Annotated in this window: 24 protein-coding genes; 10 read left to right on the forward strand and 14 right to left on the reverse strand. The window is 62.6% G+C overall.

The features are described from left to right. Positions 1–114 precede the first annotated feature (114 nt). From ybgF to DLM_RS21485, 7 genes are all read left to right on the forward strand, one after another. Positions 115–870: a tol-pal system protein YbgF gene (gene ybgF / locus DLM_RS21455; RefSeq protein WP_089082872.1), complete on the forward strand. Its 756-nt coding sequence runs from the start codon at positions 115–117 to the stop codon at positions 868–870. Positions 871–921: 51 nt separating this feature from the next. Beyond that, positions 922–1743, forward strand: coding sequence for a CPBP family intramembrane glutamic endopeptidase (locus DLM_RS21460; protein ID WP_145985915.1), 822 nt, complete (start codon positions 922–924; stop codon positions 1741–1743). 121 nt (positions 1744–1864) lie between these two features. Continuing rightward, positions 1865–2353, forward strand: coding sequence for a 5-(carboxyamino)imidazole ribonucleotide mutase (gene purE / locus DLM_RS21465; protein ID WP_045846422.1), 489 nt, complete (start codon positions 1865–1867; stop codon positions 2351–2353). Continuing rightward, positions 2354–3484, forward strand: a complete 1131-nt coding sequence (locus DLM_RS21470; protein ID WP_089082870.1) for a 5-(carboxyamino)imidazole ribonucleotide synthase — start codon at positions 2354–2356, stop codon at positions 3482–3484. It abuts the gene before it with no gap. A gap of 111 nt (positions 3485–3595) precedes the next feature. Then, positions 3596–4477, forward strand: a complete 882-nt coding sequence (locus DLM_RS21475) for a phosphoribosylaminoimidazolesuccinocarboxamide synthase (protein WP_089082869.1) — start codon at positions 3596–3598, stop codon at positions 4475–4477. A 133-nt stretch (positions 4478–4610) separates the two neighbouring features. Beyond that, positions 4611–5192 (forward strand): GNAT family N-acetyltransferase, encoded by a 582-nt coding sequence (locus DLM_RS21480; protein ID WP_089082868.1) that lies wholly within the window; start codon positions 4611–4613, stop codon positions 5190–5192. Positions 5193–5322: 130 nt separating this feature from the next. Then, positions 5323–6267: an alpha/beta hydrolase gene (locus DLM_RS21485; RefSeq protein ID WP_089083029.1), complete on the forward strand. Its 945-nt coding sequence runs from the start codon at positions 5323–5325 to the stop codon at positions 6265–6267. Here the strand turns inward: DLM_RS21485 and DLM_RS21490 are convergent. From DLM_RS21490 to DLM_RS21505, 4 genes are all read right to left on the reverse strand, one after another. Further along, complete coding sequence (locus tag DLM_RS21490) at positions 6264–6632, reverse strand: DUF1294 domain-containing protein (protein ID WP_089083028.1); 369 nt, start codon at positions 6630–6632, stop codon at positions 6264–6266. The two genes, DLM_RS21485 and DLM_RS21490, sit on opposite strands and share 4 nt — an antisense overlap. Positions 6633–6959: 327 nt before the next feature. Next, positions 6960–7100, reverse strand: coding sequence for an amidase family protein (locus DLM_RS24100; protein ID WP_197715624.1), 141 nt, complete (start codon positions 7098–7100; stop codon positions 6960–6962). A 193-nt stretch (positions 7101–7293) separates the two neighbouring features. After that, entirely contained in the window at positions 7294–8067 is a 774-nt protein-coding gene (locus tag DLM_RS21500; RefSeq protein WP_089082867.1) for a 4'-phosphopantetheinyl transferase family protein, read from the reverse strand. Beyond that, on the reverse strand, positions 8067–8696 hold the full coding sequence (locus DLM_RS21505; protein WP_089082866.1) for an ArsR/SmtB family transcription factor: 630 nt from the start codon (positions 8694–8696) through the stop codon (positions 8067–8069). The genes DLM_RS21500 and DLM_RS21505 overlap by 1 nt, the downstream gene beginning before the upstream one ends. Positions 8697–8833: 137 nt before the next feature. Here DLM_RS21505 and DLM_RS21510 point away from each other — a divergent pair, with 137 nt between their 5' ends. Further along, a complete protein-coding gene (locus DLM_RS21510) occupies positions 8834–9325 on the forward strand; it encodes a DUF2938 domain-containing protein (RefSeq protein ID WP_089082865.1) in 492 nt (163 codons plus the stop codon). Between the two features lie 61 nt (positions 9326–9386). On the opposite strand, the gene DLM_RS21515 is transcribed toward DLM_RS21510, so the two are convergent. The 9 genes from DLM_RS21515 to DLM_RS21555 all read right to left on the reverse strand — a co-directional run bounded on the left by DLM_RS21515 (position 9387) and on the right by DLM_RS21555 (position 19573). Next, entirely contained in the window at positions 9387–9959 is a 573-nt protein-coding gene (locus tag DLM_RS21515) for a flavoprotein (protein ID WP_089082864.1), read from the reverse strand. Positions 9960–10579: 620 nt separating this feature from the next. Beyond that, the gene (locus DLM_RS21525; protein WP_197715470.1) at positions 10580–11068 is read right to left on the reverse strand and encodes a group II truncated hemoglobin; all 489 of its coding nucleotides are present in this window, start codon (positions 11066–11068) and stop codon (positions 10580–10582) included. Continuing rightward, on the reverse strand, positions 11049–11366 hold the full coding sequence (locus DLM_RS24105) for a hypothetical protein (RefSeq protein ID WP_167467188.1): 318 nt from the start codon (positions 11364–11366) through the stop codon (positions 11049–11051). The genes DLM_RS21525 and DLM_RS24105 overlap by 20 nt, the downstream gene beginning before the upstream one ends. A 166-nt stretch (positions 11367–11532) precedes the next feature. Continuing rightward, positions 11533–12663: an acyl-CoA dehydrogenase family protein gene (locus tag DLM_RS21530; protein ID WP_089082862.1), complete on the reverse strand. Its 1131-nt coding sequence runs from the start codon at positions 12661–12663 to the stop codon at positions 11533–11535. Between the two features lie 17 nt (positions 12664–12680). Further along, positions 12681–13394: a thioesterase II family protein gene (locus tag DLM_RS21535; RefSeq protein ID WP_089082861.1), complete on the reverse strand. Its 714-nt coding sequence runs from the start codon at positions 13392–13394 to the stop codon at positions 12681–12683. After that, positions 13391–14959 carry a GMC family oxidoreductase gene (locus tag DLM_RS21540; protein WP_089082860.1) on the reverse strand — a complete coding sequence of 523 codons (1569 nt, stop codon included), beginning with the start codon at positions 14957–14959 and terminating at the stop codon, positions 13391–13393. The genes DLM_RS21535 and DLM_RS21540 overlap by 4 nt, the downstream gene beginning before the upstream one ends. 121 nt (positions 14960–15080) lie before the next feature. Beyond that, positions 15081–18296 carry a non-ribosomal peptide synthetase gene (locus DLM_RS21545; RefSeq protein WP_167467189.1) on the reverse strand — a complete coding sequence of 1072 codons (3216 nt, stop codon included), beginning with the start codon at positions 18294–18296 and terminating at the stop codon, positions 15081–15083. A 271-nt stretch (positions 18297–18567) separates the two neighbouring features. Then, a complete protein-coding gene (locus tag DLM_RS21550) occupies positions 18568–19068 on the reverse strand; it encodes a hypothetical protein (protein WP_089082858.1) in 501 nt (166 codons plus the stop codon). Between the two features lie 19 nt (positions 19069–19087). After that, entirely contained in the window at positions 19088–19573 is a 486-nt protein-coding gene (locus DLM_RS21555) for an MFS transporter (protein ID WP_089082857.1), read from the reverse strand. A 240-nt stretch (positions 19574–19813) separates the two neighbouring features. Between DLM_RS21555 and DLM_RS24110 the strand changes: the two genes are divergently transcribed. Together DLM_RS24110 and DLM_RS21565 are read left to right on the forward strand one after the other, a co-directional pair. Then, positions 19814–20059, forward strand: a complete 246-nt coding sequence (locus DLM_RS24110) for a transposase (RefSeq protein ID WP_420000702.1) — start codon at positions 19814–19816, stop codon at positions 20057–20059. Positions 20060–20386: 327 nt separating this feature from the next. After that, positions 20387–22408, forward strand: coding sequence for an NADPH-dependent 2,4-dienoyl-CoA reductase (locus tag DLM_RS21565; RefSeq protein ID WP_089082855.1), 2022 nt, complete (start codon positions 20387–20389; stop codon positions 22406–22408). 80 nt (positions 22409–22488) lie between these two features. Here the strand turns inward: DLM_RS21565 and DLM_RS21570 are convergent, their stop codons facing one another. Beyond that, positions 22489–22977: a TlpA family protein disulfide reductase gene (locus tag DLM_RS21570; protein WP_089082854.1), complete on the reverse strand. Its 489-nt coding sequence runs from the start codon at positions 22975–22977 to the stop codon at positions 22489–22491. Positions 22978–23079: the final 102 nt, after the last annotated feature.

Genomic DNA, 23079 nt, shown 5'->3' on the forward strand with positions numbered 1-23079 from the left:
CAACCGGGCGTATCCGCATCACGCACAAAATCAGGCCGGGCATCTAGCCAGAAATCCACTTCGGGCTGCTATGATGTCCGGCCAACCTGTATGCAACGGACCGAGAACCGCCCCATGAAACGCCTTGCCCTCAGCGCGGCGCTGCTGCTTACCCTGTCTGCCTGCGCCACCACCAGCGATATCGAAGCCACCCGCTATCAGATTGACCAGGTCAATCGTCAGGCCAATGCCCGCCTCACCGAAGTGGAAAGCAAGCTGTCCAACGAGAAGCTGCTGGAAATGGTCAATCAGGTGGAAAGCCTGAAGGCCGAAGTGGCCAAGCTGCGCGGCGAAGTGGAAGTGGCCAACTACAATCTGCAAACCACGCAGAAGCGGCAAAACGATTTGTATAACGATCTGGATGGCCGCCTGAGCCATCTGGAGAGCGCCGGCAAGGAAGCCGCCGCCCAGCAAGCGGCCAGCCAGCCTGCAGCCAGTCAGCCCGCCGCTGCGACCGATACCCAGACCAGCCCGGACTACGACAAGGCGCTCAACCTGCTGCGCGCGCGCGACTTTCCCAAGGCCACCGCCGCACTCAGCCTGTACATCCAGCAGAACCCCAACGCACCGCAGGCAGTGGACGCCCTCTACTGGCTGGGTGTAGCCCATACCGCGCAGCGCCAGTACGATGCCGCCATTGAAATACACCGTCGTTTTGCCGAGCAATACCCGGACAATCCCAAAGCACCGGATGCACTGCGCAATGTGGCCAACTGCCAGCGCGACCTGGGGCAGGTGGATATTGCCAAGGCCACGCTCAAGCGCCTGATCAAGTTGTATCCGTCCAGCTCCGCCGCCCAGAAGGCGCGTGAGCAACTCTCCAAGATGTAAGCCTTTACCGCCCGGCCAGCTCTTGTGCTGGCCGGGCGGCTGCGCCTGCCCATGATGCTACCCGCTCCCGTCGAACTGGCCAGCTTTGGCTGGCTGGCCATTGCCCTGTTATTGCAGTGCCTGGGCCTGCCGCGCTCCTCCATGCTGGCTGGCCTGGGGGCGATTGGCCTGGCGCTGTTGTGCGGGCTGCTGCAACCGCTGGGCCTGCTGGCACTGGCGGTGGCCGGCAGCTTGAGCTATGTGGTTTACCGTTTTCCGCGCCCGGAATGGCGGGTGCTGTGGCTGGCCTTATTGCTGGCCTTGGCCCTGCATGCGCTGCCCGGTTTTGACAATCCGCTGCTGTGGCAGGGGCGGGCAACGCCGGACAGCCAGGTGTACCGGCTGTTGTGGAGCTTCGACAAGGGAGTGGCCGGCTGGCTGTTGCTGCTGGGCCTGCATGATGCCCCCCACCGTGGCCGGGCCTGGGGCGGTGCCGTGGCGGCAGTCGGCCTGTTGTTACTGATGTTGGTACTGGCGTTGGCGCAGGAAAGCGGCATGATTACCTATGCGCCCAAGCTGCCGGCCTGGCTGCTGCCCTGGCTGTTTGCCAACTTCTTTTTGACTGCGCTGCCGGAAGAGGCCCTGTTTCGCCATGGCCTGCAGCGCTGGCTGGAAAACCGGGTGGAGCCCCTGCCTGCGCTGATTGCTGCCTCGCTGCTGTTTGGTGCCGCCCATGTGGCCGGTGGCTGGGGCTGGGTGGGCCTGGCCACGCTGGCCGGGCTGGGATATGGCCTGGTGTATGCCGCCACCCGGCAGGTGGCGCTGGCCGCACTGGCGCACCTGGCCTTCAATACCGCGCACTTGCTGCTGTTTACCTATCCGCGTCCGGGCTGAGCCAGAGACAGCACTTGCGACAGTTGGTGCAACTGTCTTGATATCAAAATAAAAAACCATTCCGGCCCCCCCCGGCTCTCAGGTAAAATCACGTCTTTATTCCTCCCTGAGCTTCACCGCCATGATTGAAGTCGGCATCGTGATGGGTAGCAATAGCGACTGGGAAGTCATGCAGAACGCCGCGCGCGTGCTGAAAGACTTCGGTGTCGCTTTCGAAACCCGCGTCGTCTCCGCCCACCGTACCCCGGATTTGTTGTTCCAATACGCTGAAACCGCCGCCGAGCGCGGTCTGAAAGCCATCATCGCTGGTGCCGGCGGTGCTGCCCACCTGCCGGGCATGCTGGCTGCCAAGACCCACGTGCCGGTGCTGGGCGTGCCGGTGCCGTCCAAATACCTGCGCGGCGAAGACTCGCTGCTGTCCATCGTGCAAATGCCCAAGGGCATCCCGGTGGCCACCTTTGCCATTGGTGAAGCCGGTGCCGCCAATGCCGCGCTGTTTGCCGTGGCCATGCTGGCCAATGCCGTGCCGGAACTGGCCGAGAAACTGATTGCCTTCCGCAAGCGCCAGGAAGAAACCGTGCTGGGCATGACCTTGCCGGAGGTGGAATAAATGGCGGCCATCCTGCCACCGTCCATGCTGGGCATTCTCGGCGGCGGCCAGTTGGGCCGCATGTTTGCCGTGGCTGCCAAGACCATGGGCTACCGCGTGACCGTGCTGGACCCGGACAGCAATGCCCCGGCCGCCCAGTTCGCCGACGTGCATCTGTGCGCCCCGTTCAACGACGCCGCTGCACTCAAGACGCTGGCGCAGACCTGTGCCGCCGTCACCACCGAGTTTGAAAACGTCAACGCCGATGCCATGCGCGAACTGGCCCGCACCACCCGTGTATCGCCGTCCGGCGATTGCGTGGCCATCGCCCAGGACCGCATTGCCGAAAAAGCCTGGATCAACAAGGCCGGTCTGCCGACTGCGCCCTATCTGGCCATTGAAAGCGTGGAAGACATCCAGGTCGACCTCACGCCCTACCTGCCCGGCATCCTGAAAACCGCGCGTCTGGGTTACGACGGCAAGGGGCAGGTACGGGTCAGCACCCCGGACGAAGCCCGCGCCGCCTATGCCAACCTGGGTGGTCAGGCCTGCGTGCTGGAAAAAATGCTGGACCTGAAGCTGGAAGTATCGGCCATTGTCACCCGCGTCAGCGCAGCGCAAATGGCGGTGTTTCCGGTCGCGGAAAACAGCCACAAGAACGGTATTCTGGACGTGTCCATTGTCCCGGCACGCATTGCCCCGGCGCTGGCGGCATCCGCCCAGCAAATGGCGCAAAGCCTGGCTGAAGCGCTGGATTACGTTGGCGTGCTGGCGGTGGAGTTCTTCGTGCTGGCCGACGACAGCCTGGTGGTGAATGAAATCGCCCCGCGCCCGCACAACTCCGGCCACTACACCCTGACTGCCTGCCTGACCGACCAGTTCCAGCAGCAAGTGCGCGCCATGTGCGGCCTGCTGCCGGGCCGCACCGACCTGCTCAGCCCGGTGGTGATGGTGAACCTGCTGGGAGATGTCTGGAAGGAAGACGGCCGTGAACCCAATTGGGACGTATTGGCCGAGGCCCCCAATGCCCAGTTGCACCTGTACGGCAAGAAGCAGGCGCGGCCGGGTCGCAAGATGGGCCACTTCAACGTGATGGCCGCCACTGCCGACGAGGCACTGGAGCAGGCCGAGGCGTTGAAGGATACGCTGTAAGCCATTCCGGCTCTGCCAACTGACAAGCGGTTGGCTGCGGAGCCCACCCGTTTTCAAAATCGCCAGCCCGCCCACAAGGCAGGCCGGCCCAGCCTTTAGCAAGGACGTGTCATGAGCGGACTCAACACCACCAATCTGAAAAGCCTGAAGAAAATCTACTCCGGCAAGGTACGCGATCTGTACGAGATCGACGACAAGCGCATGCTGATGATCGCCACCGACCGTCTGTCCGCCTTTGACGTGATTCTGGATGATCCGATTCCGGCCAAGGGCCAGATCCTCACTGCCATTTCCAACTTCTGGTTTGAAACCCTGAAGGATGTGGTACCCAACCACCTGACCGGTGACAAGCCGGAAGACGTGGTGTCCGCCGAAGACCTGCCGCAAGTGGTAGGCCGTGCCGTGGTGGCCAAGCGCCTGAAAGCGGTGCCGATCGAAGCCGTGGTGCGTGGTTATCTGGCTGGTTCCGGCTGGAAGGAATACCAGAAGTCCGGCACCGTGTGCGGCATTGCACTGCCGGCCGGCCTGCAGGAATCCAGCAAGCTGCCCGAACCCATCTTCACCCCGTCCACCAAGGCGGCCGTGGGCGATCACGACGAAAACATCAGCTACGAGCAGTGTGTGGGCATCGTTGGTGCCGAGCTGGCTGCCAAGGTGCGTGACACCGCCATCCTGCTGTACAAGACGGCTGCCGAATTCGCCGCCAAGCGCGGCATCATCATCTGCGACACCAAGTTCGAGTTCGGTCTGGATGAAGACGGCACCCTGGTGCTGATGGACGAAGCGCTGACCCCGGATTCCAGCCGTTTCTGGCCCGCCGACAGCTACGCTGCCGGTAGCAATCCGCCGTCCTTCGACAAGCAGTTCGTGCGTGACTGGCTGGAAGCCTCCGGCTGGAACAAGCAGGCGCCGGCCCCGGCAGTTCCGCTGGACGTGCGCGAAAAAACCGCGGCCAAATACCGCGAGGCACTGGAACGCCTGACCGGCAACTAAGCCACCGCGCGCAGCACAGCAAGACCCGACGCCCGGCCTGTCCGGGCGTTGTTACATCCGGAGTGGCGCTTGAGTGTGGCATGGCGCAACGCTTACACTGCCTGTCTGCCGCCATTGTCGAAGGATGTGCCTCATGACCACCTTGCAAGCCGTGCTGGTCACGCCGCGTTTGCACTTGCTGCCACCCCATACCGGGCTGGCCCGCGCCATGCTGGATTATCAGGTAGCCAACCGCCAGCACTTTGCCCCGTGGGACCCCAAGCCCGGTGACATGTTCTTTACCGAGCTGTACTGGACCATGCAGTTGCGCCAGCAGGCGCTGGGCTGGGAGCAGGGCGTGTGTGCGCGCTATTTGCTCACCCTGCCGGAAGAGCCGCAGCGCATTGTCGGGACAGTGAGCCTGAGCAATATCGTGCGCGGGGTGTTTCAGGCGGCACATCTGGGTTATGGCATCGACCACACCCTGCAAGGGCAGGGGCTGATGCATGAGGCGGTCAGCGAGATCATCCGCTTTGCCTTTGACGACTTGCGCCTGCATCGCCTGCAAGCCAATTACCAGCCGCACAACCAGCGCAGTGCCGCCCTGTTGCAGCGCCTGGGTTTTGTCGAGGAAGGCCTGGCGCGCGATTACCTGTATATCAACGGCGCATGGCGCGACCATGTGCTCACCTCGCTGAGCAATGCGCAGTTCGACCCGGCGCGGATGCTGGCCTGATTGCAGCATTGCGGTTGTCATGTCCTGCCGATTCGTGTTTTCTTAAGCCATGCCTGCGCCTGCGCAGCCTGATAACGACAGTTGCGTCCCCGGCCTTGCCGGCAAGCGTACCACCGGCAACGAGGAAAACATGGAGCACTTCACTTTGCAGGTGGCCGATGGTCACCGCATTCATGGCTGCAGCTGGCAGCCGCCGGCAGGCGTGGCGGTACGTGCCGCACTGCTGATCTGCCACGGCATGAGCGAGCATGCCGCCCGTTACCAGCCGCTGGCCCAGCAACTGGCGCAACACGGCATTGCGGTCTACGCCCACGACCATCGCGGCCATGGCCCGCACGCTGCCCGTCATGGCTGGTTTTCCGCCGAGGATGGCTGGAACAAGGTGGTGGCGGATGTGGAGTGTGTCCGCGAGCACGTGGCCAGCCAGCATCCCGCGGTACCGCTCATCCTGCTGGGTCACAGCATGGGCTCCTTCATCGCCCGGCATTATTTTTTGCAATATGGTGCCAAGCTTGATGGGCTGGTGTTGTCGGCCACCGGCTACCGGCAGCGCCCGCTGGCCTGGCTGCTGCGCCAGTTGGCCCGGCTGGCGGGCCGGCTGGGCGGGGACGATGCGCCATCCGGTTTCATGGCCCGGCTGATTTTTGGCAGCTTCAATCTGGGCTTTTTCCCGGCCCGCACCAAGGCAGACTGGTTATCGCGCGATCCGGCGCAAGTGGATGCCTATCTGGCTGATCCACTCTGCGGTTTCGACCCCACCCCCGGACTGTGGGCGGACTTGTTTGGCGGCATCATCGCGCTGGAGAGGGGCGAGGCCAGGGCCGGCGATAATCTGCCACGGCATTGCCCTGTCTACCTGCTGGCGGGCAGCCGCGACCCGGTCAGCCTGGGACGCCTGGCGCTGGGCCAGCTGGAAATCCGCTATCGGGAGGCCGGCCTGCTCAATGTCAGCAGCAAGGTTTACCCCGGCGGGCGGCATGAGATGTTCAACGAAACCAATCGGGATGAAGTGGTGACCGACCTGCTGCAATGTCTGGATGCGGCCATTCAGGCGGCAACGCGACGGCGCACCTAGACCGCATGCGCCACATGCCAGCGCCAGGCAATCCAGCTGCCCCATAGCAGCCAGTGTGCCAGCACGATCAGCCAGAACATCAGCTGGTAGCTGCACTTGCTGGATTTGTGCTGCAGCCAGTACTGGCCCAGCAAGCCGCCCGGCCAGCCGCCCAACAGCTCCAGCCAGTGCAGCAGTTTTTCCGGTGTACGACGCCCGTGATGCACGGCCTGGCGCTTGTCCCAGCCATACACGGCAAAGGTCAGCAGGCTCATGGCCAGATACAGCAGGACGGGCCAGAACAGGCTGTCGGTGAGCGCAAAGCTGCCGGCGGCCAGCAAGGGTGGCAGGGCAAGCAGATTGGCCAGCGGGCGGGGCAGGGACATGGGGTTTCCGGACAAAAGCCATAGTGTAAGCAGGCCGCCCGCCCAGGCCAAGCCTGCAGTATCAGCCTGCTGATGGTGAGCGCCATGTGACGTCAGTTGCACGTTGCAGCTAACCAGGGTGGTGCAACAAAGCCGCCCAGTACTGTTTCCAACTGTGCGGCGACATGCAGCAAGGCCGCGTCTTGCCAGCGCTTGCCAATCAGCGCTACGCCAAAGGGAATGAGCAGGCAGATGAGGGATATGTCCGGTGCGGGGATGCTGCCTTCGCGTGCTTTGCATCTGGCAATGCCACAGTAAGCGGTGGGTATTCGGATGGAGCCGGCAAGATCACTGCCGACTTCCCGCAGAGAAAATCCGGCGCATCCCGCCGGAGCTGCCTCCGGGTGTTCGTGTCAAGTCCCACGGATTGCGTGCTAGGCCGAATTGTCGGACTCCAGCAATGTGGTGCGCCAGCCAGCTCGGGTAGATTGCTTTTTTCCATCACAATGGCGCTTTGGGGGTGATTTCAGGCACTTTTCAAGTCAGAAGATCAGCCCAAAATCTTTAAATGAAAGGCATGCGCTGGATGAATGCTCTTGGTGTCGGCGCTAGCGAAAGCAAGCTAGGCGGTTGATTGAAAACATACTTACTCGTCAGTATTGTCGAGCGATACTAATCCATGTCATGCAGGCAAATGACTGGCCTCCGCCGCGAACAGCATCTGCCGTTCCGCCACCAGGGTATGCATTACGTCGTCGGTGTAATGAAAACGAATCTCGAATGGCAATATCACGCCCTGCAGACTGCTAGCAGCGGCAGGCGACAGTTGCAGACGGCCCGCGGCCCAGTCCAAGGCTGTCACTTCGAACTCGGCAAAGCTGACAAAACGCTTCACGAAGCGATGAATGGCCTTGTAGCCTGCCTCTTTGGCGGAAAAAATCAGTGTTTCCGCCAGGGGTGCCGCGCACCATCCCAGCCAACGCACGCGTTCGGCCTGCGTGCAGCACATGGTGCGGATGGCCTCCGCCGCGTCCCTCCTGGCCAAGCGCTCGCTGTCCATGCCCAGCGCGGCATAAGCCGATGCCGGCGCAACGGCCGCATAGGCCGCTGCGTCATGATGGGTGATCGTGCCGAGCACGCCGGCCGGCCATAGTGGCAAGCCGTTCTCGGCGCGCCGCACTACTGTATCGGCCACGCCCAAGGCTTCCAATGCGCGCGCAGCACACAGTCGACCGCCGAGAAAAGACAATTGGCGTTTGCGCACCACGCGCCGCAGTTTTGGCGGCAGCAAGACGGCCAGTGCCATCCCTGACAAAGCCTGTTCCAGCTTCGCCAGGGCAATGCCTGCACAGGCACCATCGGCCAAGGCATGCGGTGCCGGCAGCCAGCAATCCGCCAGTTTCCCCATCAAGGCCGGAGTCAGCTCTGTGCGCAAACAGGACGCGCGGATTTCCATCAAATACCACCCTGCAATTGCCGCGCATTGCGCCCCAGCGCGCGCAGAATGGAAACCGCCTTGCTCGACAAAGCGCAGTAATTACCGCGGCAGTAAGCTACCACTTCTTGGTCGCGCGGCACCTCCGCCAGGCGTTGCTCCAAGGCTTCCAATGGAATATTGATGGCACCGGGCAGGTGGCCTGCGGCGTATTCGGCTTCGGAACGCACGTCCAGCAACACGATCTCGGTTTCCTGCATGCGCTGCAGCAGCTCTTCGCGCGAAATCGCCTCAAGCTTGTCCTGCTGCCACAAGCTGTCGGCGATCAAGGCGCGGATTTCCGCATGATTATGCTCGGCGCAGGCGCGCAGCGCGGCTAACAAGGCGGCGATCGGCCCCAATCCCAGCCGGTACAGCACATTCTTGCCCTCGCGCCGCGACTGGACAAAGCCGCTGCGTTTGAGCTGCTGCAAATGCTGGGAAGCATTCGCCACCGACAAGCCAGCCAGATCGGACAGCGCCTCCACCGTCTTTTCTCCCTCGGCGATATGTTCCAGTAGAAGGAGGCGATGGCTGTTCCCCAGGGTCTTGGCCAGATCGGCCAAGTCGCTCACCCGCACGCCCCTGGAATGGATTTCAGATATTGACATAGAAAAAGCAATCAATTAATCATTAAAAAAAGAAATTGAATGTTAAGGGGCCAGCATATCTGAAATCCGCACCGCGAGCACCAGACGCGATGCATTGCTGCCAAGCATCTGAACCACCTACTTAGGATGAAACCACGATGACTGCAGATTTCTTCACTCATGCCCTGGCGCTGGGCATAGGCGCAACGCTGGTCATGGACTTTTGGGCCTGGTTTCTGCGCCGTTTTTTCAACATACCCTCGCTGAACTACGGCATGGTGGGCCGCTGGAGCGGCCATCTGCTGCGCGGCCGCTTTTGCCACGAGAATATCGCCAAGGCGGAGCCGGTGGCCGGGGAAGCGGCGATAGGCTGGGCGCTGCATTACGGCATAGGCATCGTGTTCGCCGCTATGCTGCTGGCCCTGTGTGGGCCGGAGTGGCGCATTGCGCCGACGCCGCTGCCTGCTTTGGGATTCGGCTTGCTCTCCGTGGCCGCGCCATTTTTCATTTTGCAGCCTGGCCTGGGAGCGGGCATCGCCGCCAGCAAGACGCCGCAGCCTAATGTGGCCCGTCTGCGCAGCCTGTCTGCGCACGTGTCCTTCGGCGTTGGTCTCTACCTCGCCGCCTTGCTGCTGGCGCACTTGCTGTAAGCCGCGCGCTGCGGGTGCAAATCAAAAACCGGCGGGTGCCCGCCGGTTTTTTGTCCCACGCTTAGCGGCGCAGGTTGGTGCGTATCAGCTCAACCACCTGCTCCGGCAAGGGAAGCGAGGGATGGCCCACCATGCGCCCCAGCGACACATCGTAGTTCTCATGCCATACCGGTTCCACCACCTGATAGCCATCCTCGCACAACTGACGCACATTGCGCTGCACGGCCAGCTTTTCCCACATAACCGCGCCCATCACCGGGAAAAACAGCACGGGAAAATTAGAGGCCAGGATGATCGTGGCTAGCCGGTTTGGTGCTGCGCCCTGTGCCGCCGTCGCAAGCATATGCGCAGTGGCGGGCAGTACAACCAGCAGGTCGTGGTCGGCAACGATGCGAGATGGCTTATCGATAGGCCAGTCCTCCGGCCGCTCTCCCGCGATCACCCTATCCGCATACAAGCCCACGCTGGCAGCCGGCAGAAAAGCCTCGGCGCTGCGTGTCATCAATACGCTTAGTTCACAGTCTATGTTGGTTTTGATCGCCGACAGATAGCGCGGCAGGGTCAGAATGTCCACGGAGCCGCAAGCGCCTAGCAAAATGCGCCGCCGGCCTTCTGTTGCTGGCTTCAATTGCATTGGTGGTTTCCTTTTCGTCGTATCGTTCCAGGTGTTAGGCCATTGGCGCGGACAAGGCCGGCGGCATGGTCCAGGAAAAGGCCGCCGCCCAGCCTGGCCGCCGGGTGTATGTTCAGGCCGCAAGCCATCGACGTACGCAACTGCAGCAGTTGGGCCGAGAAGCGTTGTTCGCAATCGTGCCCCGCTTGTGCGCAACCGATGCGCCTGCAAGGCGACAAAGCCCTTGCTGAGCAGGAATACTTGCCGGGCGCAGTCCGAGGCGGGGCGCGCTCACAGGGGGGTAGCCAAGTGGCGCATGGCGGCATGGCAGACATCCGGATGGCTGATCAAGCGATCCAGTAGGATGTGCCTTGAAGATGTCCGCTTGTCGGATGCTGGTGGAACAACAGCTCACATAGCCGGCAGGAAGCTGCCCGCCTCGCGCAGCGGCATCTGCACGCAAATGAAGCGCATGGACTCTAATCGTCGCTGCCGCAGCGTATGCGATGCCAGAAGGCTTACATGTCGTCTATCATGCCTACGCTTAATTTGATGGATTCACGTTTCATTTCATTACCATGGCGTTAGCGCGCGTCCAGCCTTTCCCGCTGCCGCGCGGTTCTCTCCGACAATGCGCCCGTTCAAGGCGTACCTGGCTTGGCCTCGCCCCAGCCCCAGCGCAGCACGGTCTGGCGCCGCGAGGGCGGCGCATCGGGCTGGGAGTTGGCCTGCGCGCGGCGCGAGCCGAACTCGACATAGGCGGCAAAAGCCGAACGGAATTCAGGATCGCTGGGCAAGCCCACCTCGTCGGCGGTCTCCATCAGTAGTTCCACCCAGCGCTTGCGCTGCTCCGGTTGAATGGCGCGGCCGCGATGCATGCCTATCATGGTCTTGAAGCCGCCGCGTTCATTGGTGTAGCGCGGCTCACCGCCCAACACCTCCTCAAACCACATGGCCAGATGCTCGGGGTGGAAGTCCGGCACCTCGCGGAACATCTCGGCCAGCAGCGGATCCTTCAATATCTTGGGGTGAAACGTTTCCATCAAATTGCGCAAGGCTTCCCGGCCGCCCATCCATTCAAACAGGGTGGGAAGGTCTGACAAGGTCTGCTCATTCATAACCTGATCCATGCATCACTCCTTGAAAAATTGGTAAAAGATCAGCCCAGTTCCAGCGAGGCGATGGCCTGTATCCGCTTGACCTGAGCGCGCGGCGGTAAATCCGGACGGTATGAAAGATCTTGCGTAGCCCCAGCGCCGGGAGCTGTCTGATTAAGGCATTCGCATTTTCCGGCACATCCAGCGTCAAGACCGCACCCGCTGATATACAAGCCAGGGCTTGGCGCAGTAGTGTCTGTCTGGTGTCTTCGTTCCCAGCGTAATAGGGGCTCAGCCGATAGATGCGGCTGGAAACCTGCGCGCCAATCAAGCCATCGATGCCGCCAGCCGCGCCGGCCAGTCCCCAGGTTCCAGCCTTGGTACCCGGTCCGGTTCTGTAGCCTGCACCACTCCGCTAAGCTGCCAGGCCGGTTATGCCAAAGCGTCGGCTTACCATCATGTGTCATTCCCGCCTCCTGTTCGGCTTGGACAAGGTTTCACAATCCCATTGATTTGCTAATCAGCTCATGCAGCACCTCGCTGGTACCACCGTATATCTGCTGTACCCGGCTGTTGACCCAGTTTTTGCCAATGTCGGATCCGTCCATATAGCCGGCAGCGCCATGCAGTTGCAGGCAGCGATCCGCGACCTTGCTTTGTAGTTCGGTCACCCATAGCTTGAGCCTCGCCGCGTCCACCAGGCTGAGCGCGCCGGCATTGAAACGCGTAATGGCATCGTCCAGATACAGGCGGGCGATGCGGGTTTCGGTATCCAGCTTGGCCAGCGTGAAGCGGTTGTGCTGGAAACTGCCCACCGGCTGGCCAAACACAGTTCTCGCCTTGGCATAGGCCAGGGTTTGCTCCAAGGCCATTTCCATGCTGGCCACCGCCACGGTGGAGATGCTCAGCCGCTCGCGTATCATCGCCGTCATGAAATAGAAGCTGCCCAGGTTCTCCCGCCCCAGCAGGTTGTCCGCCGGCACCAGGCAATGCTCAAAGAACAGATCGGTGGTGTCGCTGGCATGCCAGCCCAGCTTGGCGCGCAAGGGCCCGCGGCTGAAACCTTCCGCGCCGCGCTCCACCACCAGCAGGCTGATGCCCTGGCCGCGCTGGGGATCGGCCGTCTTCGCCGCCACCACCACCAGATCGGCGTTATGGCCGTTGGTGATATAGGCCTTGCCGCCATTCAGCTCATAGCGATCGCCTTGGCGCTCGGCGCGGGTCGTCAGTGCATTGGTGTCGGAACCGGCGTGTGGCTCGGTAATCGCGATCGCGCCGATGGCGCGACCGGAGCACAGCGCCGGCAACCAGCGTTGCTTCTGCTCCGGCGTGCCCAGGGTCAGGATGTAGCTGGCGATCACATCGTTGTGCGACACCAGTCCCGGTACGCTCATGCCCGCGCGGATCAGTTCCTCGATCAGGACCATGGGGTAGCGGAAGTCGCGCTCGCCGCGGCCACCCAGCTCGCGGCTGACGCCGATGCCTAGCAAGCCAGCCGCGCCGGCCTGCTCCCAGAAGTCGCGGTCCACCCGTCCCTGGGCTTCCCACTGAGCCACCTGCGGCGTGGCAGCTTGCGCCAGGAAATCACGGCAATGCCGCCGAAATGGGTCCAGCTGTGTCGTACTCATATCGTTGACTCCTGCGGCTACGACGACAGAATGTCGCGTACCCGCGACCAATGCCGGTAAATGGCGAAGTGATCGCCGGGTATGGTGTGCAGCGCGGTGCCAGCCTCGCTGTGATGTTCCCAGGCGCGCAGTTGCGCCAAGCTGACATGAGGGTCTTGCTCGGCACCTATCAAGTGAAGTGGCTGCGGCACTTTCAGCCCTCGGTGTGCCAAAAATTGCCGGCGCAGGCGGTAATCGCAGCGTAGCTGGGCTACCACCCGACTGGCCAGCGCCGGCTCTCGCAGCACCGCCTCCGGCGTGCCTTGGTCGGCCCTGGCCATGGCCAGGATCTGTTCGTCGCTGAGCAGATGCCTCGCATCGTCCGGCTGGATGCCCGGCGCAATCGAGGCCGACACCGCGCTGAAACGTGGCGTCAGTCCATGGCGCCGGTTCATTTCGCTGGCGACGATCACGCTGAGCACGCCGCCGAAGCTATGGCCGAAGGTTGCCCACTCGGCCACGCCCGGTGCCTGTCTCTCGCGCAGGTCCGCGCATAGCTTGTCGGCCAGCCAGGCGGTCAGTTCGGGCAGGCTTTCCATGGCCGGCATGCGGATGCGCAAACCCCGGCCGGGCATTTCCACCGGCACCAGCAAGCCGTCGTTCCAGGGTTGGGCCTGCCAGACTCGATACAGGGCGGCGGAGCCGCCGGCGTGTGGAAAGGCGTATACCACGCGACGAGGGCGCATTGTCATGCCAGCTCCTTGTCCAGTAGCGTCGCGGCCAGTCGCTCCGCCAGCATGATGGTGGTCAGATTGGTGGGCATGGACGGAATGGTCGGGAACAGCGAGGCATCCGCCACTGTCAGGCGGTCCAGCCCATGCACCGCGCCATCCTCTCCTGCTGCGCAGCCGGCGTCCGATGCCGGCCCCATTCTTACCGTGCCGGCGGCATGCCAGCCGGGATTGACCAGGTTGCGCACCGCGCTGACCACTACTGCCGGGTTGTCTATCATGGATTCGCACCAAAACTGCACGCCGTCCAGATAGCAGGACACCAGAGGATCTTTCAGCACTCGCCATAGCAGCCTCACCCCGCCGGCCAGCCTGGCGATGTCCTCGTCGTCACTCAAGGGCAGGTCTATCCGCGGTAGCTGGGCCGGATCATCGCTCAGTACCTGTACCGCACCCCGCGCCCTGGGGCGCATCAGCATGATCGAGCCGCCTACCAGCATCGGGTAAGCCACCCGCTCCTGGAAGCTGGGCACGGTCTTGCTGGCCACGTTGTTCAACAGGCCGATCTGCACATCCACCTTGTGGTCGTAACCGCTGCAGGCGCGGGCTGCCACTTGGCGCCATGGCAGCCCCCGCACGCATACGCCGGGCTTGGGCAAGGCCCACAGCACCAGAGAGGCGTGATCGGTCAGGTTGCGGCCCACCGCAGGCAAGGCCGCGCGCAGCGGAATACCGGCCTGCGCCAGTTGTGCCGGATCGCCCACTCCGGAGCGCTGCAGCAAGGCCGCCGTGCCGATCGCTCCCGCGCACAACACCACTTGGCGCGCCCAATAGCGTAAGCGCCGGCCATCGACCACCGCGTCGACACCGCAAGCGCGGCACTCCTCGAGCACGATGCGCGCGACCTCGGCGTCCGTCGCCACCGTGAGATTGGCGCGGCGCTGCGCCGGCTGCAGATAGGCGCGATAGACGTCCATCCGCTCGGCCTGGCCGCGCACATTAGCCGGCACCAGGCCCACCGCCGGGTCTTCGCCCAGGTTAAGGTCATCGGAATAAGGTATGCCTTGGCGCTGGCAGGACCAGGCAAATGCCTGATCCAGCGGATGAATCTCGCCCGTGGCTGGTCGGCGGAGCCTCAGCGGGCCATCGCTGCCGTGCCATGCGTCGGCGCGGTCCACATCCTGCTCCATCTTGCGGAACCACGGCAGAACCTTGTCCCAAGACCAAGTCGGGCACCCCATGTGCTCCCAGGCGGCGAAGTCGCTGGGGAAGGCCCTGAGCGCCACCGCGCCATTGATGGCGGACGATCCGCCCATTACCTTGCCCAGGCTATAGGCAAACGGCCTCCGTCGTGCGCCGCGCTCGCCATCGCTGCGCAGATGGGCTTGGTAGTCCCAGTTGTAGCCGCTTAGCACCAGGCGTGAGGCGTCGCGCAAGGGGCTGTCTTCGCGCGCCACGTCGGAGGCCGGTCCAGCCTCCAGCAGCAGCACGCGGTGCCTGCCGTTTTCCGACAGCCGCGCCGCCATCACGCAGCCGGCAGACCCGCCGCCTACCACGATGAAGTCGAACTCACCGCCGCTCGTCATCGTTGCGCTCTGCAGCACGTCTCTTCCACCACAACATCTAGGCCATCCAGCAGCTTGGCGAAGTCGCGGATGCTAGCGTTCATGAACAGGCCTTCGATCACGTCCTGTTCTCGCTCCGGCGTCAGCGCGTAGCGGTCGCGCAGGGCGCGTAGCGGTCGCGCAGGGCGCTGAGCAAGCCCACCGCGTGCAGCGAATCGCCTCCGATATCGAAAAAGCCGTCCGTCACGCCAAAGTCTTCATGCCGGAGTTGCTTGCGCCACAGCGCCAGCAGCTCGTTTTCCAGTGTGCCTGCCGGCTCGGCACTGGCCTCCGCCTCGTCGTGCTCCTGCCACGGCGGTGGCAAGGCCGCGCGGTTGATCTTGCCATTGGCGGTCAGCGGCATCTCGTCCACCGGCACCAGGTAGCTGGGCACCATATACGATGGCAGTTGCTTGCTGGCCAGCTCGCGCAGCCCATCCAGCAACGTTTGCCAATCGGCGTCGCCCTGCGGCGGCGTCTTCGCCGCCACATAGGCGACCAGGTGGCGCTGGCCGGTTTTGGTGTGGCGCGGCGCGTCCAGCACCACATGATTGGCCTCCGGGTGTTCCAGCAGGCAGGCCTCGACCTCACCTAGCTCTACCCGGTAGCCGTTGATCTTCACCTGGTTGTCCTCACGGCCCAGGATTTCGATCACGCCGTCTGCCAGATAACGGCCCAGATCCCCCGTCTTATATAAGCGCTCGCCGCTGTACGGATCGGCGATGAAGCGTTGCGCGGTCTTTTCGGCATCGGCCAGATAACCTTGGGCCACGCCGCAGCCCGCGATATAAAGCTCGCCGGTCACCCACTTCGGGCATGGGGCCAGCCAGTCGTTCAGCACATGGAAGCGCTGGTTGGCCAGCGGTTTGCCGTAGGGGATGCTGGTCCAAGACGGATCCACCCGCTCGATTGGGTGGCAGATGGACCAGATCGAACCTTCGGTTGCGCCGCCGAGGCTGATTAGCTCCACCGCCGGCAGGCATTCGCGTATCCGGCCAGGCAGGTCGATGGGAATCCAGTCCCCGCTCATCAACACCAGCCGCAGCACTGTCTGTGCCAGCACATCTCCGCAGCGATCGGCCAGCGCCTTGACCGGTGCAGGCACGCTGTTCCAGATCGTCACCCTGTGCTGTATCAGCGTCTGGCACCAAGCCTGTGGATCGTTTGCGTTGGCGGCATCCTGGAACACCACGCGGCCGCCGGCCGCCAGTACGCCGAAGTAGTCGTAGACGGACAAATCGAAGCCGGCCGGCGCCACTGAGAACACCGCATCGTCGCGGTTCACGCTAAAGCGGCGGTTGATGTCGAGCACAGTATTGGCGGCGTTGCGGTGACTGATCATCACGCCCTTGGGCTCGCCGGTGGAGCCGGAGGTGAAGATCACGTAGGCCAGATCATCCAGCGACTGTAGTGAGGCTGCCTCCGGCCAGGCCTCAGCTGCCGGCACGCCTTCGACATTAATGCGCGGCAGCGCCGTGTGCGTTTCTTGCGGGTGGATGTCGCCGCGGCTCAGCAGCGCGCGCGGGGCGCAGCGGTGCAATAGGCTCTGACGGCGCTCTGCCGGCAAGGTCGGGTCTATTGCGACGTAGGCAGCGCCGGCAATCAGCGTGCCCAGGATGGCGGCGATCAGCTCCGGCCCTTGCGGCAGCGATACCGCTATTATCTCGCCAGGCTTCACCTCGGTCTGGCTGTGGATGGCTTGCGCGATCGCGCCGGCGCGGCGGGCCAGCTCGCCAAAGCTCATACTGATGTCGCCCTGTTGCACTGCCACCGCGTTGGCCTGGCTGCTGGCGCGTTGCAGAACCAGCTCATGCAGCAGGGCCAGCGGCAGTGGCGTTTCCGTGGCGTTGGCGCGCTCGCGCTCCATCAGGTCCGCCGCCGGCAGCGCCGTCACCGCGCCGCGGACCGACCATACCTTCTCGTCGTCAAGGCAGCGCGCCAACAAGGCCATATAGCAATCGAGCATGTCCTCGACCATACCCGCGGGGAACAAGCCATCCACATGGTTCCAGTTCACGCGCACGATGTCCCCGTCTCGTGTCAGTTGGTTTTCCAGCCATACCTGCGGCGTCTGGTTGCGTTCGTACACCATGCGCGCGCCTGGCCAGCCGCCTTCCTCCACCAGCTCGTTCAGGTCGGCGTCCAGCATATTGCTGAACACTATCGGCGAACCGGATACGCGCTGGCCCTGTTGGCGCGCCTGTTCGCGCAACAACTGGATGCCGCTGTAACCGGCATGCCAGCGGTGGCAGAGCAAATCGGTTTGCACCTTGGCCAGCCGCTCGGCAAAGCTTTCGCCCGCCTCGGCGGTGATCGGTAGCAGCAGCGGTTGTAGAAAGTTGCCCGCGATATCGGCTACGCCATCGAAGTGCGGTCGGCGGCCAAACGTTGTCAGTGTCAACGTGAACGACTGCTGCTTGGACCACTGGCGCAAGGTTTCCACGTAGATGCCCAGCATCAGGCTCTCAGCGGTCAGACCCCTGCGGGCAGCCACGTCGCGCAAGGCGGCCAGCTTGTGCGCGCTCAACTCGCGGCTAGCGCGAACCGTATGCGGCGGCGTCAGATGCTCGGGGGAGGCGTCCAGCGGCAGCTCCGGCGCGGCGCTCATCGCGTCCAGTCGGTTCAGCCAGTATTGGCGATCGAGTGTGCCCCAGGGACCGGTTTGCCGTGCCGCTTCAGCCGCGCGATAGCTGGCGAAGGTGGCGTGTGCCGGCAACGCCGCCTGTGGTTGGCCGGAATAGGCGCGCCACCAGTCCCGCATGACGATGCGCACGCTGCGTAGATCCAGCAACATCAGATCGAACAATAGATGCAGCCGGGTTACGCCATCCTCCAGCAAGGATGCCCGGATCTCAAACGGCGAAGCCTGATTCAAAGGCAGCATGGTATGGCGCATGCGTTGCCGTTCCGCGTCCAGATGACGCATGCGCGCCGCCTTGTCCCAGGTGCGCGTGTCGGTCAAGGCTATGCGACAGTTGGGCGCGGCCACCACTACGGCCTGCTCGCCGCCGTCGCGGATTGCTGTCCGCAACACGGCATGGCGCTCCACCGTGCTGGCCAAGGCCTGCTCCAGGCGCGCCAGGTCAAGCGCTTCCACCTCCCACTCCTGATAGAAGGCGCTGGCAATGCCCCCCAGTTCCAGGCCGGGGTTGCGGCCTATCAGGTAGGCATACTGGATATCGGTCAGCGTGAAGGCAGTATTGTCCTGCTGCATCGGCTCTGGAGCGGCGTCCTCTCGTGGCAACCCACCCTGCAACAGTAAGCGGATTTGCTCCGCGCTGGCGGCTTCGTGCTCATCGTACCGCTCGTCTCCTGTCATGGCCGTCAAACCACAGGCCCGGATCGCTTCGAGGATGGTGTCCATGTGTGCTCCTTATCATCGCTTTGAATTTAGCTGCGAAAACTACAGTTTCTGCGTCGTCAGCTGGCCTGCGGACACGCCGCGCATACACGCCTGCATGGCCAGCAATAGCGCCACCACCACGAAGGAAACTGCTGTGGCTCCCAATGCTCAGGCACAGCCCTCAACCGCATCCGTCAGCAATGCGGCAACCGAGCGGCAACCGACATGGTGGTGGCCATGCCCAAGCTCAGCCCATGGTTTCATGGCGCTCTTCCTTACTCCTCCCGCCAAGCCGGATTGACGAGATGTCAATTGGCAACTCGCTGGTGGCGATGACGGCTGAGCTTGCGAACATCATTGTGGTGCCGATGGGGAGCGTGATCAGTCCTGGCAGCAGATCCGTCAGAGAGGCAGAGTGCCGATCCAGCCCGGCCAGCAACGTCAGACCAGCGGTGTCTATCAGCAGGCCACCATGCGACAAGCGGGCGGCACGCCCAAGCGTCCGGTCAGCGGAGCGGTTGTGGCTGGAGGCGATCAAGGCCAGCAGATAGGGCAAACAGCCCAGGGTGGCCCACCGTGGCGAGGCGGCGTGCCGCTCCACCATCAAGAAAGCCAATAGCAAGACCGCGCCAACCGGCAACGGCAATATCGCGCCGCGAGAGAGCCAGCCGGCTTCGCCGGTCAAGATCAGGCCATCGCTGGAGAGAGAAATGCCGATCGTTGCCAGGACCGCTCCACCCAGATACAACGCTTTGCTCCCGCGCGGTTCAGGCGAGGCAGGCAGCCAGACGCCCGGCACCAACAAGGCGCAGACGCTGACCGCCAGCGGTACTATGAATCTGACGCCAGGACAGCCAGGTGATGATCACGCCGGAGATCACCGGGCTGGCGCTGGCTCCAAGTACGGAAACGTGGCCCCAACTCGCCATAGCGCGGCTGCAAGCCGCCGGTTCCGCACAGCCGCCGCGCAGCAAGGACAGCGCAGCCGGAGCCTCCCTGAACGCGCCCATGCGCTGCACAAAGCGCATCGCGATCAGCATGAGGAAGCTGGGCGACAATGCAGCGGCGGCTGAGGCTGCGCCAAACACCAACAGTCCCGTGATGAAGATCGGCTTACTGCTGATATTGGGCAGCGGCACCGCTACCAAGCTGATGGCAAAGATCAGCGTTGCCCGCAGGGCGGTTAATGTGGAAAAAGCTCTGCCCTGCCGTGCAGCATGGGCATTAGCCGCCCCGCCATCTGGTGAACTCACGACACACTCCTCAGATAAAAACAAGCGCACTTCAATGCGATGAAAACCGGCCAATATCTCTTAAGCAATAACAGTCAATTCATAAATAGATTTATTGAATGTTTGGTAAATATCATGGCTTGTGTCAATCGTAAATGTACGCTGATCATGCCGAATTTTCCGACAGGCACTGAAAGCCAGCGGACTGCCCCGGCTCTCGCAGTCAGCCCTGCTCTATGATTTGAGCATCATAGGATGTCCATGAGGACCCAGCGCTTCGCCCTTGAATTCAAAGGAGAAGTCGTGACACCGCTCTCAGAGCGGGGCTACGCTGTTGCCGCGGTTTGCGCTCGGTTTGGGGTTTCCAGCCACAGCCCGTACAAATGGGTGAAAGCGCTCAGCCCAGGTAATTTGGAGAAACAAGCTGCCGAGCTGATTGAGGCCAAAAGAGAGCGCTTTCGCCTGAATCAAATACCCTGTTTCTTTGGGGACCATCATGGTCACTAAGGCCGATGCCAGACTGTTACAACGACTAGTCACTGAACAGCAGCGTCTTGCCATGCAAAACCCTAATGATTCTTGCTGGTGTTCAGTCAAAAGCAGTTCCGCAAGTGCTGCCAGCCAAAACTGTAAACAATGTTTTAAATTCATTAACTTAGCTTAAAAATGCAGGTGCTTCTCACGAATGCCTGCTGATGCCAATTACCTGCATTGACAACTTACTTACTAGTAAGTATTGTCGAGTGACAATAATGCATGCCCTGCCGGCAAATGACCGGCGGCTGAACCACAATCAGGGTGAGCGCCTGCTCGCCACGTCGACGAGGACGAAACATGACTGCATATCCGCATTTGCTGGCCCCGCTGGACCTTGGCTTTACCACGCTGAAAAACCGCGTGTTGATGGGCTCCATGCACACCGGCCTGGAAGAAGCGCCCGGTGGCTTTGACAAGATGGCCGCCTTCTACGCCGAACGCGCCCGTGGTGGTGTCGGCCTGATCGTGACCGGCGGGGTGGGACCGAATGCGGAAGGCTGTGTAGCCGAAGGGGCTTCCATGCTGGCCGATGAACAGCACGTGCCGGACCACCGCAAGGTGACCGATGCCGTGCATGCCGCAGGTGGCAAGATCGCGCTGCAGATCCTGCACTCCGGTCGCTACAGCTTTCAGGAAAAATGCGTGTCGGCCTCGCCGCTGATTGCGCCCATCAACTTCTACCGCCCGCGTGAATTGAGCGACACCGAGGTGTGGCAAACCATTGCCGACTTCGCCCGCTGCGCCAGGCTGGCCCAGCAAGCCGGTTACGATGGCGTCGAGGTGATGGGGTCGGAAGGCTATCTGATCAACCAGTTCATCGCCCGTGCCACCAACAAGCGCACCGATGACTGGGGCGGCAGCTTTGAAAACCGCATCCGCTTCGCCATCGAAACGGTCAAGGCCGTGCGTGCCGCGGTGGGCAGCGATTTCATCATCATCTACCGCCTGTCCATGCTGGACCTGGTGCAGGACGGCAGCAGCTGGGACGAGGTGGTGCAACTGGCGCAGGAGATCGAACGCGCCGGCGCCAGCATCATCAATACCGGCATCGGCTGGCACGAAGCCCGTGTCCCCACCATTGCCACCATGGTGCCGCGTGGTGGCTTTGCCTGGGTCACCAAAAAGCTGATGGGCAAGGTGAACATTCCGCTGATCACCACCAACCGCATCAACACCCCGGAAGTGGCGGAAGACATCCTGGCCAGCGGCTGTGCCGACATGGTGTCGATGGCGCGCCCCTTCCTGGCCGACCCGGATTTCGTCAACAAGGCGGCAGCCGGCAAGGGCGATGAAATCAACACCTGCATCGGCTGCAATCAGGCCTGTCTCGACCACATCTTCCAGGGCAAGCTCACCAGCTGTCTGGTGAACCCGCGTGCCTGTCGCGAAACCGAACTCAATTACACCCCGGCGCTGCAGCGCAAGAAGATTGCCGTGGTGGGGGCCGGCCCGGCAGGCCTGGCCTGTGCCACCGTTGCCGCCGAACGCGGCCATCAGGTGACGCTGTTCGATGCCGCAGGCGAAATCGGCGGCCAGTTCAATGTGGCCAAGCGCATTCCGGGCAAGGAAGAATTCCATGAAACCCTGCGTTATTTCGACCGCCGTCTGGCCGCGACCGGCGTGACTTTGCAACTGAACACCCGCGCCGATGCCGCCATGCTGCGCGACTTCGACGAGGTGGTACTGGCCACCGGCATTGCGCCGCGCCTGCCGCAGATCGACGGCATCGACCACCCCAAGGTGCTCAATTACCTGGACGTGCTCAAGCATGGCAAGCCGGTGGGCAAGCGTGTCGCCATCATCGGTGCCGGTGGCATCGGTTTTGATACCGCGGAATTCCTCACTCATGAAGGCAAGTCCACCTCGCTGGACGTGGCAGCCTTCATGCAGGAATGGGGCGTGGACATGCAGGTGGCACACCCCGGTGGCCTCAGCCCGCAAGGCCCGCAGCCGCATGCCAGCCCGCGTGAGGTTTACCTGTTGCAACGCAAGCAAAGCAAGGTGGGGGATGGCTTGGGCAAGACCACCGGCTGGATTCATCGCGCCAGCCTGCAAATGAAAAAGGTGAAGATGCTGTCCGGCGTCAGCTATCAGAAGATCGACGATGCCGGCCTGCATGTCGTCATCAAGGACGAGCCGCAAGTGCTGGCCGTGGATAACGTCATCATCTGTGCCGGTCAGGACCCGCTGCGCGAATTGCAGCAACCACTGCTGGATGCCGGCAAAACCGTACACCTGATTGGCGGTGCTGATGTGGCGGCCGAACTGGATGCCAAGCGCGCCATTCGCCAGGGCAGCGAGCTGGCGGCCAGTCTCTGATGACTTCAGCCACCTGCTGGCAGAAATGAAAATCCCCGCCGACAATGGCGGGGATTTTTGCTGTCGGGCTGGCGCAGGGCTTACAGGAAGTGACGCAGCGTGTCTTCCAGGTTCTTTTCGTTCAGACGGCCCAGCAGGCTGCCCACCTGCTTGCCATTGCGGTCCAGGATGATGCTGTAAGGCAGCGCACCAGCCGGATTACCCAGGCTGCGCAGCAGGCTGAGGGTGTCGCTGTCGCCCAGCACGATGGGGTAGTTGATTTTCAGCTGGCGGGCAAAGTTATAGGTCTCGGTCTTGTTGTCCAGCGCCACGCCCACTACCTCCACACCCTTGGGCGCCAGACGCTCGCGCAGCGCATTGAGCATGGGCATTTCTTCGCGGCAGGGGCTGCACCAGGTGGCCCAGAAGTTCACCAGCACCACCTTGCCCTGATAGGCACGTAAGGACACCGAACTGCCGCTCTGGTCGGTGAAGCGGGTTTGCGCCAGCGTGGGCGCGGCGCTGGCAGCCAGTGGCAGCAGGCAGAGCAGGGCGGCCAACAGCGTGGCGCGCAAGGATGTCAGGTTCATGTGGCCTCCAGAACGAGCTTGCAGAATGGGAAAACGGGTTTGCTGCCTTTGGAGAGAGGGCGCAGGCGCAAGTTTCGCTCCGCATGCACAAAAAAGTTTCAT

The sequence above is a fragment of the Aquitalea magnusonii genome (assembly GCF_002217795.2).
GTDB classification, from domain to species: Bacteria; Pseudomonadota; Gammaproteobacteria; order Burkholderiales; family Chromobacteriaceae; genus Aquitalea; species Aquitalea magnusonii_B.

Coding starts and splice junctions, on each gene's coding strand:
- purE (WP_045846422.1), top strand. CDS start 1,865: ATGATTGAAGTCGGCATCGTGATGGGTAGCAATAGCGACTGGGAAGTC.
- DLM_RS21460 (WP_145985915.1), top strand. CDS start 922: ATGATGCTACCCGCTCCCGTCGAACTGGCCAGCTTTGGCTGGCTGGCC.
- DLM_RS24110 (WP_420000702.1), top strand. CDS start 19,814: ATGAGGACCCAGCGCTTCGCCCTTGAATTCAAAGGAGAAGTCGTGACA.
- DLM_RS21570 (WP_089082854.1), bottom strand. CDS start 22,977: ATGAACCTGACATCCTTGCGCGCCACGCTGTTGGCCGCCCTGCTCTGC.
- DLM_RS21565 (WP_089082855.1), top strand. CDS start 20,387: ATGACTGCATATCCGCATTTGCTGGCCCCGCTGGACCTTGGCTTTACC.
- DLM_RS21530 (WP_089082862.1), bottom strand. CDS start 12,663: ATGAGTACGACACAGCTGGACCCATTTCGGCGGCATTGCCGTGATTTC.
- DLM_RS21545 (WP_167467189.1), bottom strand. CDS start 18,296: ATGACAGGAGACGAGCGGTACGATGAGCACGAAGCCGCCAGCGCGGAG.
- DLM_RS21470 (WP_089082870.1), top strand. CDS start 2,354: ATGGCGGCCATCCTGCCACCGTCCATGCTGGGCATTCTCGGCGGCGGC.
- DLM_RS21525 (WP_197715470.1), bottom strand. CDS start 11,068: ATGGATCAGGTTATGAATGAGCAGACCTTGTCAGACCTTCCCACCCTG.
- DLM_RS21540 (WP_089082860.1), bottom strand. CDS start 14,959: ATGACGAGCGGCGGTGAGTTCGACTTCATCGTGGTAGGCGGCGGGTCT.
- DLM_RS21490 (WP_089083028.1), bottom strand. CDS start 6,632: ATGTCCCTGCCCCGCCCGCTGGCCAATCTGCTTGCCCTGCCACCCTTG.
- ybgF (WP_089082872.1), top strand. CDS start 115: ATGAAACGCCTTGCCCTCAGCGCGGCGCTGCTGCTTACCCTGTCTGCC.
- DLM_RS21485 (WP_089083029.1), top strand. CDS start 5,323: ATGGAGCACTTCACTTTGCAGGTGGCCGATGGTCACCGCATTCATGGC.
- DLM_RS21505 (WP_089082866.1), bottom strand. CDS start 8,696: ATGTCAATATCTGAAATCCATTCCAGGGGCGTGCGGGTGAGCGACTTG.
- DLM_RS21480 (WP_089082868.1), top strand. CDS start 4,611: ATGACCACCTTGCAAGCCGTGCTGGTCACGCCGCGTTTGCACTTGCTG.
- DLM_RS21535 (WP_089082861.1), bottom strand. CDS start 13,394: ATGACAATGCGCCCTCGTCGCGTGGTATACGCCTTTCCACACGCCGGC.
- DLM_RS21515 (WP_089082864.1), bottom strand. CDS start 9,959: ATGCAATTGAAGCCAGCAACAGAAGGCCGGCGGCGCATTTTGCTAGGC.
- DLM_RS21475 (WP_089082869.1), top strand. CDS start 3,596: ATGAGCGGACTCAACACCACCAATCTGAAAAGCCTGAAGAAAATCTAC.
- DLM_RS21510 (WP_089082865.1), top strand. CDS start 8,834: ATGACTGCAGATTTCTTCACTCATGCCCTGGCGCTGGGCATAGGCGCA.
- DLM_RS21500 (WP_089082867.1), bottom strand. CDS start 8,067: ATGGAAATCCGCGCGTCCTGTTTGCGCACAGAGCTGACTCCGGCCTTG.